Annotated in this window: 15 protein-coding genes; 12 read left to right on the top strand and 3 right to left on the bottom strand. The window is 72.3% G+C overall.

The genetic code is table 11. From position 1 onward, the window contains the following. The first annotated feature begins 45 nt into the window (after positions 1-45). From KUM03_RS22395 to KUM03_RS22370, 6 genes are all read left to right on the top strand, one after another. Positions 46-939, top strand: coding sequence for a VOC family protein (locus tag KUM03_RS22395; protein ID WP_217251064.1), 894 nt, complete (start codon positions 46-48; stop codon positions 937-939). Continuing rightward, positions 927-1427, top strand: a complete 501-nt coding sequence (locus KUM03_RS22390) for a flavin reductase family protein (RefSeq protein ID WP_217251063.1) — start codon at positions 927-929, stop codon at positions 1425-1427. Before KUM03_RS22395 ends, KUM03_RS22390 begins: the two co-directional genes overlap by 13 nt. Before the next feature lie 64 nt (positions 1428-1491). Then, positions 1492-3174: an FAD-dependent oxidoreductase gene (locus tag KUM03_RS22385; protein WP_217251062.1), complete on the top strand. Its 1683-nt coding sequence runs from the start codon at positions 1492-1494 to the stop codon at positions 3172-3174. 27 nt (positions 3175-3201) lie between these two features. After that, on the top strand, positions 3202-3984 hold the full coding sequence (locus KUM03_RS22380; protein WP_217251061.1) for an SDR family NAD(P)-dependent oxidoreductase: 783 nt from the start codon (positions 3202-3204) through the stop codon (positions 3982-3984). 16 nt (positions 3985-4000) lie between these two features. Beyond that, entirely contained in the window at positions 4001-4783 is a 783-nt protein-coding gene (locus tag KUM03_RS22375; RefSeq protein ID WP_217251060.1) for a glucose 1-dehydrogenase, read from the top strand. 16 nt (positions 4784-4799) lie between these two features. Next, positions 4800-6416, top strand: a complete 1617-nt coding sequence (locus KUM03_RS22370; protein WP_217251059.1) for an NAD(P)/FAD-dependent oxidoreductase — start codon at positions 4800-4802, stop codon at positions 6414-6416. Here KUM03_RS22370 and KUM03_RS22365 read toward each other — a convergent pair. Both KUM03_RS22365 and KUM03_RS22360 read right to left on the bottom strand, forming a co-directional pair. After that, a complete protein-coding gene (locus tag KUM03_RS22365) occupies positions 6403-7353 on the bottom strand; it encodes an alpha/beta hydrolase (protein ID WP_308406384.1) in 951 nt (316 codons plus the stop codon). The genes KUM03_RS22370 and KUM03_RS22365 overlap by 14 nt on opposite strands. Then, on the bottom strand, positions 7350-8114 hold the full coding sequence (locus KUM03_RS22360; protein ID WP_217251058.1) for a glucose 1-dehydrogenase: 765 nt from the start codon (positions 8112-8114) through the stop codon (positions 7350-7352). The genes KUM03_RS22365 and KUM03_RS22360 overlap by 4 nt, the downstream gene beginning before the upstream one ends. 246 nt (positions 8115-8360) lie before the next feature. Between KUM03_RS22360 and KUM03_RS22355 the strand changes: the two genes are divergently transcribed. Then, complete coding sequence (locus KUM03_RS22355) at positions 8361-9266, top strand: IclR family transcriptional regulator (RefSeq protein WP_374225365.1); 906 nt, start codon at positions 8361-8363, stop codon at positions 9264-9266. Between the two features lie 37 nt (positions 9267-9303). Here the strand turns inward: KUM03_RS22355 and KUM03_RS22350 are convergent, their stop codons facing one another. Beyond that, the gene (locus KUM03_RS22350; protein WP_254399710.1) at positions 9304-9876 is read right to left on the bottom strand and encodes a flavin reductase family protein; all 573 of its coding nucleotides are present in this window, start codon (positions 9874-9876) and stop codon (positions 9304-9306) included. A 318-nt stretch (positions 9877-10194) separates the two neighbouring features. On the opposite strand from KUM03_RS22350, the gene KUM03_RS22345 reads away from it, so the two are divergent. From KUM03_RS22345 to dmpG, 5 genes are read left to right on the top strand one after another with little or no spacing between them, the layout of a single operon-like run. Next, positions 10195-11064: an alpha/beta fold hydrolase gene (locus KUM03_RS22345; RefSeq protein WP_217251057.1), complete on the top strand. Its 870-nt coding sequence runs from the start codon at positions 10195-10197 to the stop codon at positions 11062-11064. Next, positions 11061-12755, top strand: a complete 1695-nt coding sequence (locus KUM03_RS22340; protein WP_217251056.1) for an FAD-binding protein — start codon at positions 11061-11063, stop codon at positions 12753-12755. Before KUM03_RS22345 ends, KUM03_RS22340 begins: the two co-directional genes overlap by 4 nt. Continuing rightward, positions 12752-13789 carry a ferredoxin--NADP reductase gene (locus tag KUM03_RS22335; RefSeq protein ID WP_217251055.1) on the top strand — a complete coding sequence of 346 codons (1038 nt, stop codon included), beginning with the start codon at positions 12752-12754 and terminating at the stop codon, positions 13787-13789. Before KUM03_RS22340 ends, KUM03_RS22335 begins: the two co-directional genes overlap by 4 nt. Before the next feature lie 41 nt (positions 13790-13830). Next, the gene (locus KUM03_RS22330) at positions 13831-14754 is read left to right on the top strand and encodes an acetaldehyde dehydrogenase (acetylating) (protein WP_374225364.1); all 924 of its coding nucleotides are present in this window, start codon (positions 13831-13833) and stop codon (positions 14752-14754) included. 27 nt (positions 14755-14781) lie between these two features. After that, positions 14782-15834, top strand: a complete 1053-nt coding sequence (dmpG, locus tag KUM03_RS22325; protein WP_217251053.1) for a 4-hydroxy-2-oxovalerate aldolase — start codon at positions 14782-14784, stop codon at positions 15832-15834. Positions 15835-15836: the final 2 nt, after the last annotated feature.

The following is a 15836-nucleotide window of genomic DNA, read 5'->3' as shown; positions in this document are numbered from 1 at the left end:
AACTTCGTCGCACCGGACACCGAAGACCTCGAAAGGAAAATGATCATGGACATCCGTGCTCTCGGATACCTGCGCCTGGAGACCACCAGGCTCGCCGAGTGGCGCACGTACGCGCTCGACATCCTCGGCATGGTGGAGGCCCCCGGCACCACCGAGGACACCCTCCGACTGCGCATGGACGACCGTGCCCACCGCATCGTCGTCCAGGCGGGCAGCAGCGACCGGCTGCTGGCGGCCGGCTGGGAGGTGGCGAACGCCGCCGCCCTGGCGCGGGTCGGCCAGGAGTTGGAGGCGGCGGGCGTCGCGGTCAAGCCCGCCGACGCCGCCGAACTCGCCGACCGCCGCGTCCGGGGCCTGATCCACGTGACGGACCCCTGCGGCAACCCGCTGGAGATCTACTGGGGCCAAGCCCAGGACCACAGCGCGCTCGGTACCCCGTACGGCAACCGCTTCGTCACCGGCGACCTCGGCCTGGGCCACGTGGTGCTGCCGGTGCCGGACATCGAGTCGGCACTGGACTTCTACGAGAACCTGCTCGGCTTCCAGCTGCGCGACTCGATGAAGCTGCCGCCTCAGGCCGTGCCGACCGCCGCCGAGCAGCGGGACTTCCACTGGATGCACTTCCTCAGCCCCAACAAGCGCCACCACAGCCTGGGGCTGTACCCGGCCGCGCTGCCCCCCGGGATCGTCCACTTCATGGTGGAGCTGGAGACCCTGGACGACGTGGGCCGCGGCCTGGACCGCATGAACGCCGCGGGCATCCCCATCGCCTCCAGCCTCGGCCGCCACACCAACGACCACATGGTGTCGTTCTACGCGCAGGCCCCCGGCGGCTTCCAGGTCGAGTACGGCTGGGACGGCCTGCTCGTCGACCCGGACACCTGGGTGGCCAAGGAGATCACCGCCGACAGCTTCTGGGGCCACCAGTGGAACGGCTGAACGTCCGCCGGGTGGACCCGGACGTCTTCCGGGACGTCCTCGGCCGGTTCGCCAGCGGCGTCACGGTGGTGGCCGCCCTCGACGGCGAGGAACCGGTCGGGTTCGCCTGCCAGTCCTTCGCCTCGCTCTCCCTCGACCCTCCCCTGGTCATGCTGGCCGTCGGCAAGGCCTCCACCAGCTGGCCGAGGATCGAGCGGGCCGGCCGCTTCTGCGTCAACATCCTCGCCGAGGACCAGCGGGCCACGTGCGTCGCACTGGGCCGCAGCGGCGCCGGCAAGTTCTCCGACGTGCCCTGGCACACCTCGCCGCACGGCACGGTGGTCCTCGACGGCGCCCTCGGCACCGTGGACTGCCGCCTGGCCGCCGTTCAGGAAGCCGGCGACCACTACATCGTCACCGGCGAGGTGGTCGACCTCGCCGCACGGGAGCACGGGCTGCCCCTGCTCTACTTCCGCAGCCGCTACGCCACCGGCACGTTCCCGAGCTGAGCGTTCCTCCCTGTACCCGGCCCCCGCACCCCGCACACCGCAACGACACGACGAGGTGGAAGCGATGAACGACAGGTGGGACCACACCTACGACGTGGTGGTGGTCGGCTCCGGCGCGGCAGGCATGGCCGCGGCCATCACCGCCCGGCTGCGCGGACTGACCGTCCTGGTGGTGGAGAAGAACGACGTCTACGGCGGCACGACCGCCCTGTCCGGCGGCGCCGTCTGGGTACCGGACAACTTCCACCTGGACGCCGCCGGACTCGGCGACACACCCGAGAAGGCCCGCGCCTACCTCGACGCCACCGTCGGGGACCGGGTCCCGGCCGAGCGAAAGGACGCCTACGTCGCGCACGGGCCGCGGATGGTGCGCGAGTTCCACGACCGCACGGCCGTGAGGTTCGTCCACACCCCCGGATACTCCGACTACTACCCCGAGCGGCTCGGCGGCTTCCCCGAGGGCCGTTCCATCGAACCGCGGATCTTCGACCTCACCAAGCTCCCGCCCGACCAGCGGGCCACCCTGAACCGGGCCGGGCTCCCCACCTACGGACTCACCATCACCTCCAAGGACTTCCGCCACCTGAACATGGTCGCGCGCACCTGGGCCGGCCGGCGGACCTCGGTGAGGGTCGCCGCCCGAGCGGCCGGGGCCCTCCTGCTCCGCCGGAAGCCGCTGTCCCTCGGCGAGGCTCTCATCGCCCGGATGCGGCACTCCCTGGACGTCCTCGGCGGCGAACTGTGGCTCTCCGCACCGCTGACCTCACTGGTGGAGGACAACGGCCGGATCACCGGCGTCCGGGTCACCCGCGACGGCGGCTGGGAGCGCGCGATCAGGGCGACCGGCGGCGTGGTCCTCGCCTCCGGCGGCTTCTCCCACAACCAGCGCCTGCGGGAGAAGTACCTCCCGGCACCCACGTCCACCGAGTGGAGCTCGGCGGCCGACGGCCAGACGGGCGACGGGCTGGAACTGGGCCAGTCCGTCGGGGCCGCCGTCGACCTGATGGACCGGGTGTGGGGCGCACCGTCCGTGGTGCCGCCGGGCGGCAGGCCCTTCTTCCTCGTCGCCGACCGCGGCGTCCCCGGGATGGTGATCGTCGACTCGGCGGGGGAGCGCTACGCCAACGAGGCCGCGCCGTACCACGAGTTCGTCGACGCGATGTACGCGCACCACCGGCCCGAGGCGTCCACCGTGCCGTCCTGGATGATCCTCGACGCGACGTCCAAGTCGCGCTACATCGTCCTGGGGCTCTTCCCGGGACAGTCCTTTCCCAAGCCGTGGCTGGAGAGCGGGTTCGTCAAGAGGGCCGGGACCGTCGAGGAGCTGGCCGCCCGCACGGGCCTGCCCCCGGAGCGGCTGCGCGCCACCGTGGACCGCTTCAACGGCTTCGCCCGCGCCGGCCGCGACGAGGACTTCCACCGCGGCGACAGCGTCTACGACCGCTACTACGGCGACCCGACCCTGCCCAACCCCAACCTCGCGCCGCTGGAGAAGGGCCCGTACTACGCGATCCCCGTGCACCCCGGTGACATCGGCACCAAGGGCGGACTGGTCACGGACGCCACGGCCCGGGTGCTGCGGGAGGACGGGACGGCGATCGACGGCCTGTACGCCTCCGGCAACGTCTCGGCCGCGGTCATGGGGGAGACGTACCCGGGGCCCGGCGCGACCATCGGTCCCGCCATGACGTTCAGCTGGATCGCCGTCAACCACATCGCACGCACGTGGCCACGTGACGCGCGCTGACTGAGGAGAGAAGGGGAGGGAGCGCACATGCGGCGTTTCGAAGGCCGACGGGTGCTGGTCACCGGCGGCGGGTCGGGCATCGGCCGGGCGACGGTGCTGCGGCTCCTGACGGAGGGTGCGGCCGTCGTGGCCGCCGACATCTCGGCGGCCGGGCTGAAGGAGACGGCCGCCCTGGCCGCCGGCCACGCGGAACCGCCTGCCACCGTGGTCGTGGACATCGCCGACGAGGCCTCCGTGCGGGACGCGGTCGGCGCCGCCACCGGGCGCCTCGGCGGCCTCGACGTCCTGGTCAACGCGGCCGGCGTCCTGCGCTCGTCACACACCCACGACACCACGCTCGACTTCTGGAACACGCTCGTCGCGGTCAACCTCACCGGCACATTCCTGATGACCCGGGAGGCGCTGCCCGCGCTGCTGGCAGCCGGACGGGGCGTAATCGTCAACTTCAGCTCCACGTCGGCGAGTTTCGCCCACCCCTACATGGCGGCGTACGCGGCGACGAAGGGCGGCATCCAGTCCTTCACCCACGCCATAGCCGCCGAGTACGCCAAGCAGGGGCTGCGGGCGGTGTGCGTCGCGCCGGGCAGCATCGCCAGCGGCATGACCGCTGACCCGGGGCTGCCCGAGGACACCGACTGGGACCTGTACGCCAAGCTGCGGCCCGCCCTCGCGGGGGAGGGCTTCGCCGACCCGGCGACCGGCTTCGCCGCCCCGGAGGCCGTCGCGGGCGTCGTCGCGATGCTGGCCTCCGACGACGGCGCCTTCATCACGGGCACCGAGATCCGCGTCGACGGCGGCACCCACATGTGAACGGGAGGGAAGCTTCATGACGGATCTGCGGGGCAGGACGGTGATCGTCACGGGCGGGGCCCGGGGGATCGGCGCGGCGGCCGCCCGGGCGGCCGCCGCCGCGGGGGCCCGGGTAGTGCTGACCGACGTACGGGAGGAAGAGGGCCGCGAGGCCACACAACGGCTCGGCGTGGACGCGCTGTTCGTCCGGCACGACGTCACCTGCGAGGACGGCTGGCGCGAGGTCGTGGACCTCGCGGTGGCGGCGTACGGCCGGATCGACGGGCTGGTCAACAACGCGGGCGTATCGGGCGGCTCGCACCCGCTGGAGCAGCAGTCGGTGGACGACTTCCGCCGGGTGGTCGACGTCAACCTCACCGGTGTCTTCATCGGCATGCGGACCGTGATCCCGGTGATGAGGGAGGGCGGTGGCGGTTCCATCGTCAACATCTCCTCCGCCGCAGGGCTCATGGGCCTCGCCCTGACCGCCGGCTACGGCGCGGCCAAGTGGGGCGTGCGCGGACTGACCAAGGTCGGCGCGGTGGAGCTGGGCACGGCCCGCATCCGCGTCAACTCGGTCCACCCCGGCATGGTCCACACCCCCATGACCGCCCACCTCGGCATCGAGCGGGGCGAGGGCAAGTACCCGCGCACGCCCATGGCGAGGGTCGGCGAGGCCCCGGAGATCGCGGAGGCGGTGGCCTTCCTGCTCTCGGACGCCGCCTCCTACGTCACCGGCGCCGAACTGGCCGTCGACGGCGGCTGGACCGCGGGCCCCACGGTCCAGCAGCTCACCGGCCGGGACATCAACAGCAAATGATGAGGAGCGTACGCACGTGAACGACCGCATCACCGAGACGGCCGACGTCGTGGTCGTCGGAGCCGGCGTCACCGGCCTGTACACCGTGCACCGGCTGCGCGAACTCGGCTTCCGGGTGCGCGGCTTCGAACGCGGCGCCGACGTGGGCGGCGTCTGGTACTGGAACCGCTACCCCGGCGCCCGCTGCGACGTGGAGTCCGTGGACTACTCGTACTCCTTCGACGACGACCTCCAGCAGACCTGGGACTGGAGCGAGAAGTACGCCACCCAGCCGGAGATCATGCGCTACCTGGGGCATGTCGCCGACCGCTTCGACCTGCGACGCGACTACACCTTCGCCACCTCGGTGACCTCGGCCGAACTGGACGAGGAGACGCTGCGCTGGACGGTGCGCACGGACCGCGGGCACACCGTGTCCGCCCAGTACTGCGTGTTCGCCGTCGGCTGCCTCTCCAGCACTCACACGCCGGACATCCCCGGAGCCGGGGACTTCGCCGGAGACACCCACCACACGGGCGAATGGCCGCACGAGGGCGTCGACTTCACGGGGCTGCGCGTCGGCGTGATCGGCACCGGCTCCTCCGGCATCCAGTCCGTCCCGCTGATCGCCGCACAGGCCGCGCACCTGACCGTCTTCCAGCGCAGCGCCAACTACAGCATCCCCGCCGGCAACAAGCCCCTGGACGACGAGACGCGCAGGCGGCTGAAGGCGGACTACGCCGAGCGGCGGCGGCTGTCTCGAAGCAGCGGCGGCGGCTCACCGCACAGCACGCACCCGTCCCGCACCTTCGAGGTGTCCGAGGAGGAGCGCAGGGCCGCATACGAGAAGCGCTGGCAACTCGGCGGAGTCCTGTACTCGAAGACCTTCCCGGACCAGCTGACGGACCCGCGGGCCAACGAGGCGGCGCGCACCTTCTGGGAGGAGAAGGTCCGCGCCCTCGTCGACGACCCGGCCACCGCCGACCTGCTGGTCCCCACCGACCACCCGATCGGCACCAAGCGGATCGTCACCGACTCCGACTACTACGAGACGTTCAACCGCGACCACGTGCGCCTGGCCGACCTGCGCGCGAGCCCGATCGAACGGATCGACCCGGCCGGGCTCGTGCTGGCGGACGGCACGCTGGTGGAACTCGACGCCATCGTCTTCGCGACCGGGTTCGACGCCATGACCGGCGCGGCCGACCGGATCGACGTCCGTGGCCGCGCCGGCCGGACACTGCGGAGCGCCTGGGCTGCGGGCCCGCGCACCTACCTGGGCCTCGCCGTCGACGGCTTCCCGAACCTCTTCAACCTCACCGGGCCCGGCAGCCCGTCCGTACTGGCCAACGTGGTGCTGTGCGCCGAGCAGCACGGTGACTGGCTCGGCGCCTGCCTGCACCACCTCCGCGAGCACGGCCACCTCGCGATCGAGGCGACCGAGGAGGCCGTCGACGACTGGGTCGCGGAGTGCCGCGACCGGGCGGACGCCACCTTGTTCCCGTCGGCGAACTCCTGGTACCTGGGCGCCAACATACCGGGCAAGCCCCGGGTGTTCATGCCGTTCATCGGCGGACTCGGGACGTACGGGGAGATCATCGCGGACGTGGCGGACTCGGGGTACAAGGGCTTCGACCTGATCAGGAACCGTTGAGATGCGGCGCCGCGCCCGGCGGCCGTTCGCCGACGAGCGCCGTGCGCAGGGCGGCGAACGCGGCCTCGCAGGCCGCCGCCACCTCCGGCAGGGCCGAGGCCATGGACAGGAAGCCGTGGAACATCCCCGGGTAGTGGCGCGCCGTCACCGGCACTCCGGCCGCGTCCAGGGCCCGCGCGTAGGCCAGGCCCTCGTCCCGCAGCGGGTCGAAGCCGGCCGTGACGACGTACGCCGGAGGCAGCCCGGTCAGATCGGCGCGCAGGAGGGGAGCGGCGTAGGGGTGGGTCCGGTCGGCCGCCGTCGGCAGGTACGCGTCCCAGTACCAGCGCAGATGGTCACCGGTGAGGAAGTAGCCCTGGCCGTTCTCGCGGTGGGAGGGCCGGGAGCGGGCGGGGTCGAGCATCGGGTAGTAGAGTGCCTGGAAGGCGATCGCGGGGCCGCCCCGGTCACGGGAGAGCAGCGTCAGGACCGTGGCGAGGGTGGCGCCCGCGCTGTCCCCGGCGACGGCGATCCGGCGGCCCGGGAACGTCCGTGCCGCCCACAGCAGGGCCGTGTACGCGTCCTCGGGGGCGGCGGGGAAGGGATGCTCGGGGGCGCGGCGGTAGTCCACGGAGACGACGACCGTACCCGTGGCGTCGGCCATCGACCGGCACAGGCCGTCGTGGCTGTCGAGATCGCACACGACGAAGCCGCCGCCGTGGCAGAACACGATCACGGGGGCGCCCTCGCCGAGGCTCCCGTGGTAGACGCGCACCGGTACACCGTCCGCGTCCCGGTCCGAAACCCGGGCGACGGGATGCGGCACGCCGGCCGGCCGGGGACGCGCGTCGAAGAAGGCACGCACCTCGGCGATGTCCGTCATCTCCGTGCCGAGCGGCGGGAAGTGCGCGGCGGCCAGGTCGATGACCGCCCGCACCTCGGGAGCGGGCCGGATCACGCCACCGCCCCCTTCTGCCCGAAGACCGGCATCCGACCCGCCGACGCCCCGCCGTCCACGGCGAGTTCCGCACCGGAGAGGTACGACGCGTCGTCCGAGGCCAGGAACGCGACGAGGCGGGCGACCTCCTCCGGCTCCCCCACCCGCCCGAGCGGAGCGCCCGGGTGCTCCTTGGTCTCCAGGTGGCCGGTCATCGCCGTGGCGATGGCCCCCGGGTGCACGGAGTTGACCCGGATGCCGTCCGCGCCCAGCTCCAACGCGGCCGTCCTGGTCAGGCCGCGCAGCCCCCACTTGGCGGCCCCGTACGCACCGTGCCCCCAGATGCCCTGCAAACCGGCCTGCGAGGAGATGTTGACGATGGACCCGCCACCGCCGGCCCGCATGGCCGCGGCGACGGCCCGGATGCCGAGGAACGGGCCCATGAGATTGACCCGGAGCAGCGCCTCCAGGCGGGCCGGGTCCTCGTCGACGACGGGGGAGGTGGTGTAGATCGCCGCGTTGTTGACCAGCACGTCGAGCCGGCCGAAGGCGTCCACGGCGGCGGCCACGGCGGCCTCCCAGGACTTCTCGTCGGTCACGTCGTGCCGTACGAAACGGGCGGCCGGGCCGAGGGAGGCGGCCGTCGCCCGGCCCTCGTCCTCCCGCACGTCGGTGAGGACCACCTCGGCCCCGAGCGCGGCGAACAGGCGCGCCTCGGCCCGGCCCATGCCACGCGCCGCGCCGGTGACCAGCGCGACCTTCCCTGTCAGATCGACGGGCATCAGCGTCTCCCCTTCTGGCGGTTGCTCGGAAGGCGCCCCGTGTCTCACCGACGCGGGGCGCCCTTCGAGCGTGCCGGTAGGGGCCGCGGCGGCGGCAGTGTCCTTTCCCGGTGAGTGGGAGGGGCGGCGAGCCGCTTCCCGGAGGTCTCGTACGAAACAGCACGTGCGCATGTCTTCTCCAGGCACGGGCGCGCTGTTACATTCCGGAAAACAAGAATTCATTTCAGTCTGTGACTGGAGGCTCCCATGACGGTTGTCGATGGCCTTCCCACCACGCACGCGCCGGCCCGTCGCGAGTTGCCGCCGTCGATGGTCGAGCGGGTGACGCTCATCATGGATTTGTTCGAGGGCCGCACGGCCCGGCTGTCCCTGGAGGAAGTGGCCCGCTGCACCCGGCTGCCCAGGTCGACGGCGCACCGGATACTCGACCAGCTGGTGCGGCTGCGCTGGCTCGAGCACACCGGCCTGGGCTACGGACTCGGCCGCCGGGCACTCGGCTTCGGCGGGGGAGACGGGTCGCAGAGCAGGATTCGTGAGGCGGCCGCCGCGCGACTGCACCACCTGCAGATCAGGACCGGTCTCGTCGTCCACCTGGCCGTCCTGGACGGGGCGGAGGTCTACTACCTCGACAAGGTCGGAGGCCGGTTCGCCACCACCGTCCCCTCGCGAGTCGGAGGCCGGGCACCGGCCCACTCCACGGCCCTCGGCAAGGCCATGCTCGCCTGGCTCGAACCGGAGGACGTCGAGGCCAGGGCGGGCGGCACCATCGGCCGCCTGACCCAGCGCACGATCTGCGACCTCGGCACGCTGCACCAGGAGCTGAACCGCATCCGGCGCCGTCACGGCCTGGCCTTCGAGCGCGGCGAGTGCTTCCCGGACATCGCGTGCGTCGCCACCGCCGTCCGCGGCCCCGAGGGACCCGTCGCCGCGATCTCCTTGGTAGGAGACGCCTGGTCGCCGCTGGAGAAGGTCGCCCCGCTGGTCGTGGACGCGGCCCGGCAGGTGTCCCGGGAACTGTTCCCCGGCGCGGAGGCCCAGGCGGAGATCCAGGCCGGACCGCCGCGCCGCGCGACGGACGCCGCCGAGGGCACCTGGTCGCCCCAGACCATGGACCGCCTCCTGGCGGCCGGTCAGTACGGCGACTGGCAGTAGGGCGGGCCGTCGGCGCCACCCGCGGGGCGACCACGGCTCACCCCCAGTTGTCGCCCCAGCCCCACAGCTCCGGGGCGAGGGGGCCGGAGGCCGGGCTCTCGACGCCGAACCCGCCGCGGAAGAAGAGCATCGGCTCCCGGTCGGTCACCGTCTCCAGGGCGAGGACCCGGCCCACCACCACGTCGTGGTCGCCCGCGGTGTGCACGTCGTACACATCGGCGTGCACCCGGGTCAGGACGCCGGGCAGCGACGGCGTCCCCCAGCGGGACAGCTCCCAGTCCAGGCCCTCGTACTTGCGCCCCTTGCCCGAACCGAACCGGCCGCACAGATCCGTCTGTTCGGCGGCCAGGATGTTCACGGCGAACCGCCCCGACTCCCTGATCCTCGGCCACGCGCGCCCCCGGTGATCGGCGCAGAACAGCACCAGTGCCGGTTCCAGCGAGACCGACGCGAAGGACTGGCACGCGAAACCCACCGGGGTGCCGTCCCGGCCGACCCCCGTCACCACGGTGACCCCGGACGCGAACGTCCCGAGGGCACCGCGCATCCGCTGGGGTGTCGGGTCGGTCTCCTGGCAGGCCTCGGGCGGGGACAGGGACTCTGCGGTCATGGCTTTCACCTCGAGGGGGACGCTGCGGTGATGTGCCCGGGAGCGGGCAGGGAGCCGAAGCTAGGTCACCGGCCGACCGCGCCAGGGGACCGTTCCCGATGAGTGGAACGCCGCCCGGGGCGCGGACGGCGGACCCCGCCGGCACTCCCTCGGACGTACCCGTCCCGCTCACCGAGACGTACCCCGCGCGGTCCCGGTGGCCGTGACTACCGTCCGGGAACCGATGACACGGCCCCCGTGACCGCCCGCAGCCGGCGGCCACCCGGAGAGCCACCGGTCACCACGATCACCGACCAGCAAGGTCAACCGAGGGCAGGGATGATGACGGAGCTGAGCCACGACTCCACACTGCGCGAACTCCCGACCGAACACGGCGTGCTGCGCTACCACGAGGCCGGTGACGGCCCGCCCCTGCTCCTGTTGCACGGCTCCGGGCCTGGGGTCACCGGCTGGCGCAACTACCGGAACAACCTGGCCACGTTCGCCGAGCACTTCCGCTGTCTCGTCCTGGAGTTCCCCGGGTTCGGCGTCAGCGACCCCGTCGACGGACACCCCATGGCGACCGCGGGTCCGGCGGTGACCCGGTTCCTGGACGGCCTCGGGCTCCAGCAGGTCGACGTCATCGGCAACTCGATGGGCGGCATCGTCGGCACCCGGTTCGCCCTCGACCACCCCGAGCGGGTGCGCCGCCTGGTCACGATCGGCGGCATCGGCCGCAACGTGTTCAGCCCCGGGCCCGGCGAAGGCATCAAGCTGCTCACCGAGTTCACCGACACCCCGTCCCGCGAGGGCCTGGTGCGCTGGCTGCACTCCATGGTGTACGACCCGTCGCTCGTCACCGAGGAACTGATCGAGGAGCGCTGGGCGCAGGCCACCGACCCGGACACGCTCGCCAGTGCCCGCCGCATGTACGGCAGTGCCGCCTTCGCGGCCCGGGCCGCCGCCGCGGCCGCCTCCGACGAGGCACCGTACTGGGCGCTGCTGCACCGGCTGAAGGCGAGGACGCTGCTCACCTGGGGCCGCGACGACCGGGTCAGCCCCGTCGACATGGCCATCCTGCCGATGCGCACCATCCCGGACGCCGAGCTGCACGTCTTCCCCGACTGCGGGCACTGGGTGATGATCGAGCAGAAGGCCGCCTGGGAGAGCGCCGTCCTCGCCTTCCTCACCCGCAAGGACGACAAGTGAGCGCCCCCGCCCGGCAGGGCTGGGACGAGGAGTTCGACTTCGTCGTCGTCGGCAGCGGCGGTGGCGGCATGGCCGCCGCGCTCACCGCGGCCGACAGCGGACTGTCGACCGTCGTCGTCGAGAAGGGGAAGATGTACGGCGGCACGACCGGCATCTCCGGCGGCGGCATCTGGATCCCCAACAACCCCACGCTGCGCGCCAAGGGCCACGACGACAGCCGCGACTCGATCCGCCGCTACCTGGACCGGCTCACCGAGGGCCGGGTGCCGGCCGCCCGCCTCGACGCCTACGTCGACCACGGGCCGGCCGCCATGGCCCTGCTCGGCAAGAGCCGCTGGATGCGGTTCTTCTGGGTCAAGGGCTACGCCGACTACCACCCCGAGTACGAGGGCGGGCGCCCGCTCGGCCGGTCCGTCGAGGCGCTGCCCTTCGACACCCGCAGGCTCGGCGACGATGAGAAGTACCAGCGGCCCAACAGCCTCAAGGGCCCCCTCGGCCTGTGGATCACCGCCAAGGACTACCGGGACCTCGCCATGGTGAAGCGGACCTGGCGCGGACGCTGGGCCTCGGTCGTCGCCGCCTGGCGCGTCTCGTCCAACGTGGTCCGCCGCCGCCACATGGCCACCGGCGGCCGGGCCCTGGTCGCACGCATGCGCATGGCTCTCAAGGACGCCGGCGTGCCGGTGTGGCTGCGCAGCCCGATGACCGAACTCGTCGTCGACGACGCCGGAAAGGTCACCGGTGTCGTCCTGGACCGGGAGGGCCGCACCGTCCGCGTCGGCGCCCGGCACGGCGTGCTCCTCGCCACCGGCGGCTTCGACCACAACCGGGAGATGCGCGAGAAGTACCTCCCCGAAGGCGGCCGGGACAACCACAGCGCCGGCGCCGTCGAGAACACCGGCGACGGCATCGCGGCCGGCCAGGCCCTCGGCGCCGCCCTCGACCTCATGGACGACGCCTGGTGGATGCCGTCCGTGCACCACCCCTCCGGCGCGACCATCCCCCTGGTCTCCGAACGCTGCATCCCGCCGTCGGTCATCGTCTCCGGCGACGGGCGGCGCTTCACCAACGAGTCGTCGCCGTACGTCAACTTCGTCCACGACCAGTTGGCCGGCGGGCACGTCCCCGCCTGGTTCGTGATGGACGCCAAGGCCCGCGCCCGCTACCCCTTCGCGCAGGTCCTGCCCGGCATGCCGTTCCCCAAGGCGTTCTACGACAACGGCATCGTGCACCGCGCGGACAGCGTCGAGGAACTCGCCGGGAAGATCGGCGTCCCGCGCGACACGCTGGCCGACACCGTGGCACGGTTCAACGGCTTCGCCCGTGCCGGCAAGGACACCGACTTCGGCCGCGGCGACAGCGCCTACGACCGCTACTACGGCGACCCCACCCTGAAGAACCCCAACCTCGACGAGATCGACAAGGCCCCCTACTACGCCGTGCGCATCGAGGTCGGCGACCTCGGCACCAAGGGCGGTCTGGTCTGCGACCAGCACAGCCGGGTCCTGCGCGAGGACGGCACCGCCATCGACGGGCTGTACGCCACGGGCAACACCTCCGCGTCCGTGATGGGAGGCGAGTACGCCGGTCCCGGCGCCACCATCGGCCCGTCCATCGTCTTCGGCCACATCGCCGCCCGGCACGCGGCCGGCGTCCGCACCCGGTCCGTCACCGCCGGGGGCGCGCCATGAGCCCCGGACCGCTGACCGTACGCGTCGTCAAGGTGATCCGGGAGACCGCCGACGCGCACTCGCTGGTTCTGGAACCCGCGGACGAGGACCGGGCCGCGTTCGCCTACCGGCCCGGCCAGTTCCTCACCGTCCGGGTGCCCTCCGAGCGGGACGGCGGGGCCGCGCGCTGCTACTCCCTGTGCAGCTCCCCGGTCCGCGACGAGCTGCTGCGGGTCACCGTCAAACGCACCCCCGGCGGCTACGCCTCCCACTGGATCTGCGACCACGTCACCGAGGGCGACACTCTCGAAGTACTGCGGCCCGCCGGCACCTTCACCCCCGACACGCTCGACGGCGACTTCCTGCTGATCGCCGCCGGCAGCGGCATCACTCCGGTCATGTCGATCCTCGTCTCCGCCCTGCACGCCGGGACCGGCGACGTCACCCTCGTCTACGCCAACCGCGACGAGCACAACGTCATCTTCCGCGACGAACTGGCGGAGCTGGCCCGGGAGTACGGCGACCGCCTCACCGTCCTGCACTGGCTGGAGTCCCTCCAGGGCCGGCCCACGGCAGCCGGTCTGCGGACACTTGCCGGGCCCTGTGCCGGCCGCCCCGCCTTCGTGTGCGGGCCCGGACCCTTCATGGACCTCGCCACAGGTGCCCTCGCCGACCTGGGCGTCCCGCCGCAGCGTGTCATCGTCGAACGGTTCACCTCCCTGACCGGCGACCCGTTCGCCCGGCCGGACACCGATCCCGCCCCGGAGACCGACGGGCCCGTCAGCACGGCCGAGGTGGAACTGGACGGCGTCACCCGCACCGTCGACTGGCCACGCGGAAAGCCGTTGCTCGACGTGCTCCTCGCGGCCGGCCTCGACGCCCCCTACTCCTGCCGGGAGGGCGCCTGCAGCGCCTGCGCCTGCGTCCTCGTCGAGGGCGAGGTGGTCATGGAGCGCAACGAGGTCCTCGACGCCCAGGACATCGCCGACGGACTCGTCCTCGCCTGCCAGGCCCGCCCGGTCAGCGACCGGCTGAAGGTCACCTACGACGGCTGACCGTCCTGCCCTCCCATCCTCTTTGCCCTTCCTCGACTCGGATGAGGTTCGAAACAGTGACCAAGGCGACCGCCGCGATCGTCGGATCCGGCAACATCGGCACCGACCTGATGTACAAGCTCCTGCGCTCCGGGACCATCGAGCCGCGCTGGATGATCGGCATCGACGAGCAGAGCCCCGGCCTCAAACGCGCCGCCGACCACGGGCTGCACACGAGTGCCGACGGCGTCGACCCGCTGCTGTCCGGCACCGAACGGCCCGACCTCGTCTTCGAGGCCACCTCCGCGTACGTCCACAAGGCCAACGCGCCCAAGTACGCCGAACTCGGCATCCAGGCCATCGACCTGACCCCGGCCGCCATCGGACCCGCCGTCGTGCCCGCCGTCAACCTCGGCGACCACCTCGACGCCCCGAACGTCTCCCTCATCACCTGCGGCGGACAGGCCACCATCCCCGTCGTGCACGCCGTCTCCCGGGTCACCGACGTCTCCTACGCGGAGATCGTCGCCAGCGTCGCCTCACCGTCCGCCGGACCCGGCACCCGCGCCAACATCGACGAGTTCACCCGCACCACCTCCCGGGGCATCGAGACCATCGGCGGCGCCGCCAAGGGCAAGGCCATCATCATCCTCAACCCGGCCGAACCGCCCATGCTCATGCAGGACACCGTCCTCTGCGCGATCCCCGCCGACGCCGACCGCGCCGCCGTCACCGCGTCCATCCGCGAGACCGTCGCCAAGGTCGCCTCCTACGTGCCCGGTTACCGGCTGCGCGCCGAACCGCAGTACGACGAGCCGAGCACGGTCAGCGGCGGACTCGCCCGCGTGGCCGTGTTCCTGGAGGTGGAGGGAGCGGGCGACTTCCTGCCCCCGTACTCCGGGAACCTCGACATCATGACCGCCGCCGCCACCAAGGTCGGCGAGGGCTTCGCCCAGCGGATCACCGCCCGCCGCGCCGGCGCCTGACCCCGCTCACCGAGGAGTACACGAGTCATGCCCTACAGCACCGACCTGGACATCCGCGTCACCGACTCGTCCCTCAGGGACGGCTCGCACGCCAAGCAGCACCAGTTCACCGTCGACCACGTCACCTCCATCGTGGCCGCCCTCGACGACGCGGGCGTCCCCGTCATCGAGGTCACTCACGGCGACGGCCTCGGCGGGTCCTCCTTCAACTACGGCTTCAGCCACACCCCCGAGCAGGAGCTGATCAAGGCCGCCGTGAAGACGGCCCGGCGCGCGAGGATCGCCTTCCTCATGCTGCCCGGCCTCGGCCTCCAGGACGACATCCGCGAGGCCGCCGACAACGGCGCCGCCATCTGCCGGATCGCCACCCACTGCACCGAGGCCGACATCGCCGTCCAGCACTTCGGCCTCGCCCGCGAACTGGGCCTGGAGACCGTCGGCTTCCTGATGATGTCGCACAGCCGGCCGCCCGAGGAACTCGCCCGCCAGGCCCGGATCATGGCCGACGCCGGCTGCCAGTGCGTCTACGTCGTCGACTCCGCCGGTGCCCTCGTCATGGAGGAGACCAGCGACCGCATCGCCGCCCTCGTCGCCGAACTCGGCGACGACGCCCAGGTCGGCTTCCACGGCCACGAGAACCTGGGCCTCGGCGTCGCCAACTCCGTCCTCGCCGTGCGCGCCGGAGCCACCCAGATCGACGGCTCGACCCGCCGCTTCGGCGCGGGCGCCGGCAACACGCCCGTCGAGGGGTTCGCGGCCGTCGCGGAACGCCTCGGCATCCGCACCGGCATCGACGTACTGAAGATCGTCGACGCGGCCGAGGACGTGGTGCGGCCCGTCATGGACGGCGAGTGCCTGCTCGACCGCATGTCGCTGACCATGGGCTACGCAGGCGTCTACTCCAGCTTCCTGAAGCACGCCGCCCGCCAGGCGGACAAGTACCGGGTCTCCGGCGCCGAGATCCTGCTGGAGGCCGGGCGCCGCAAGCTCGTCGGCGGCCAGGAGGACCAGCTCATCGAGATCGCGGTCGCCCTCGCCGAGAAGGACCGAGCCGCCGCCCAGACCTCCCCGGGGAAGTGAGA

The sequence above is a fragment of the Streptomyces sp. AC602_WCS936 genome, assembly GCF_019049125.1.
GTDB lineage: Bacteria > Actinomycetota > Actinomycetes > Streptomycetales > Streptomycetaceae > Streptomyces.
This window is presented reverse-complemented; position numbering and strand designations above follow the sequence as displayed.

Bases quoted from the DNA above. Each gene is read 5' to 3' on its own strand.
- KUM03_RS22375 (WP_217251060.1), top strand. From the start codon at position 4,001: ATGACGGATCTGCGGGGCAGGACGGTGATCGTCACGGGCGGGGCCCGG.
- KUM03_RS22380 (WP_217251061.1), top strand. From the start codon at position 3,202: ATGCGGCGTTTCGAAGGCCGACGGGTGCTGGTCACCGGCGGCGGGTCG.
- dmpG (WP_217251053.1), top strand. From the start codon at position 14,782: ATGCCCTACAGCACCGACCTGGACATCCGCGTCACCGACTCGTCCCTC.
- KUM03_RS22395 (WP_217251064.1), top strand. From the start codon at position 46: ATGGACATCCGTGCTCTCGGATACCTGCGCCTGGAGACCACCAGGCTC.
- KUM03_RS22385 (WP_217251062.1), top strand. From the start codon at position 1,492: ATGAACGACAGGTGGGACCACACCTACGACGTGGTGGTGGTCGGCTCC.
- KUM03_RS22350 (WP_254399710.1), bottom strand. From the start codon at position 9,876: ATGACCGCAGAGTCCCTGTCCCCGCCCGAGGCCTGCCAGGAGACCGAC.
- KUM03_RS22335 (WP_217251055.1), top strand. From the start codon at position 12,752: ATGAGCCCCGGACCGCTGACCGTACGCGTCGTCAAGGTGATCCGGGAG.
- KUM03_RS22345 (WP_217251057.1), top strand. From the start codon at position 10,195: ATGATGACGGAGCTGAGCCACGACTCCACACTGCGCGAACTCCCGACC.
- KUM03_RS22360 (WP_217251058.1), bottom strand. From the start codon at position 8,114: ATGCCCGTCGATCTGACAGGGAAGGTCGCGCTGGTCACCGGCGCGGCG.
- KUM03_RS22330 (WP_374225364.1), top strand. From the start codon at position 13,831: ATGAGGTTCGAAACAGTGACCAAGGCGACCGCCGCGATCGTCGGATCC.
- KUM03_RS22355 (WP_374225365.1), top strand. From the start codon at position 8,361: ATGACGGTTGTCGATGGCCTTCCCACCACGCACGCGCCGGCCCGTCGC.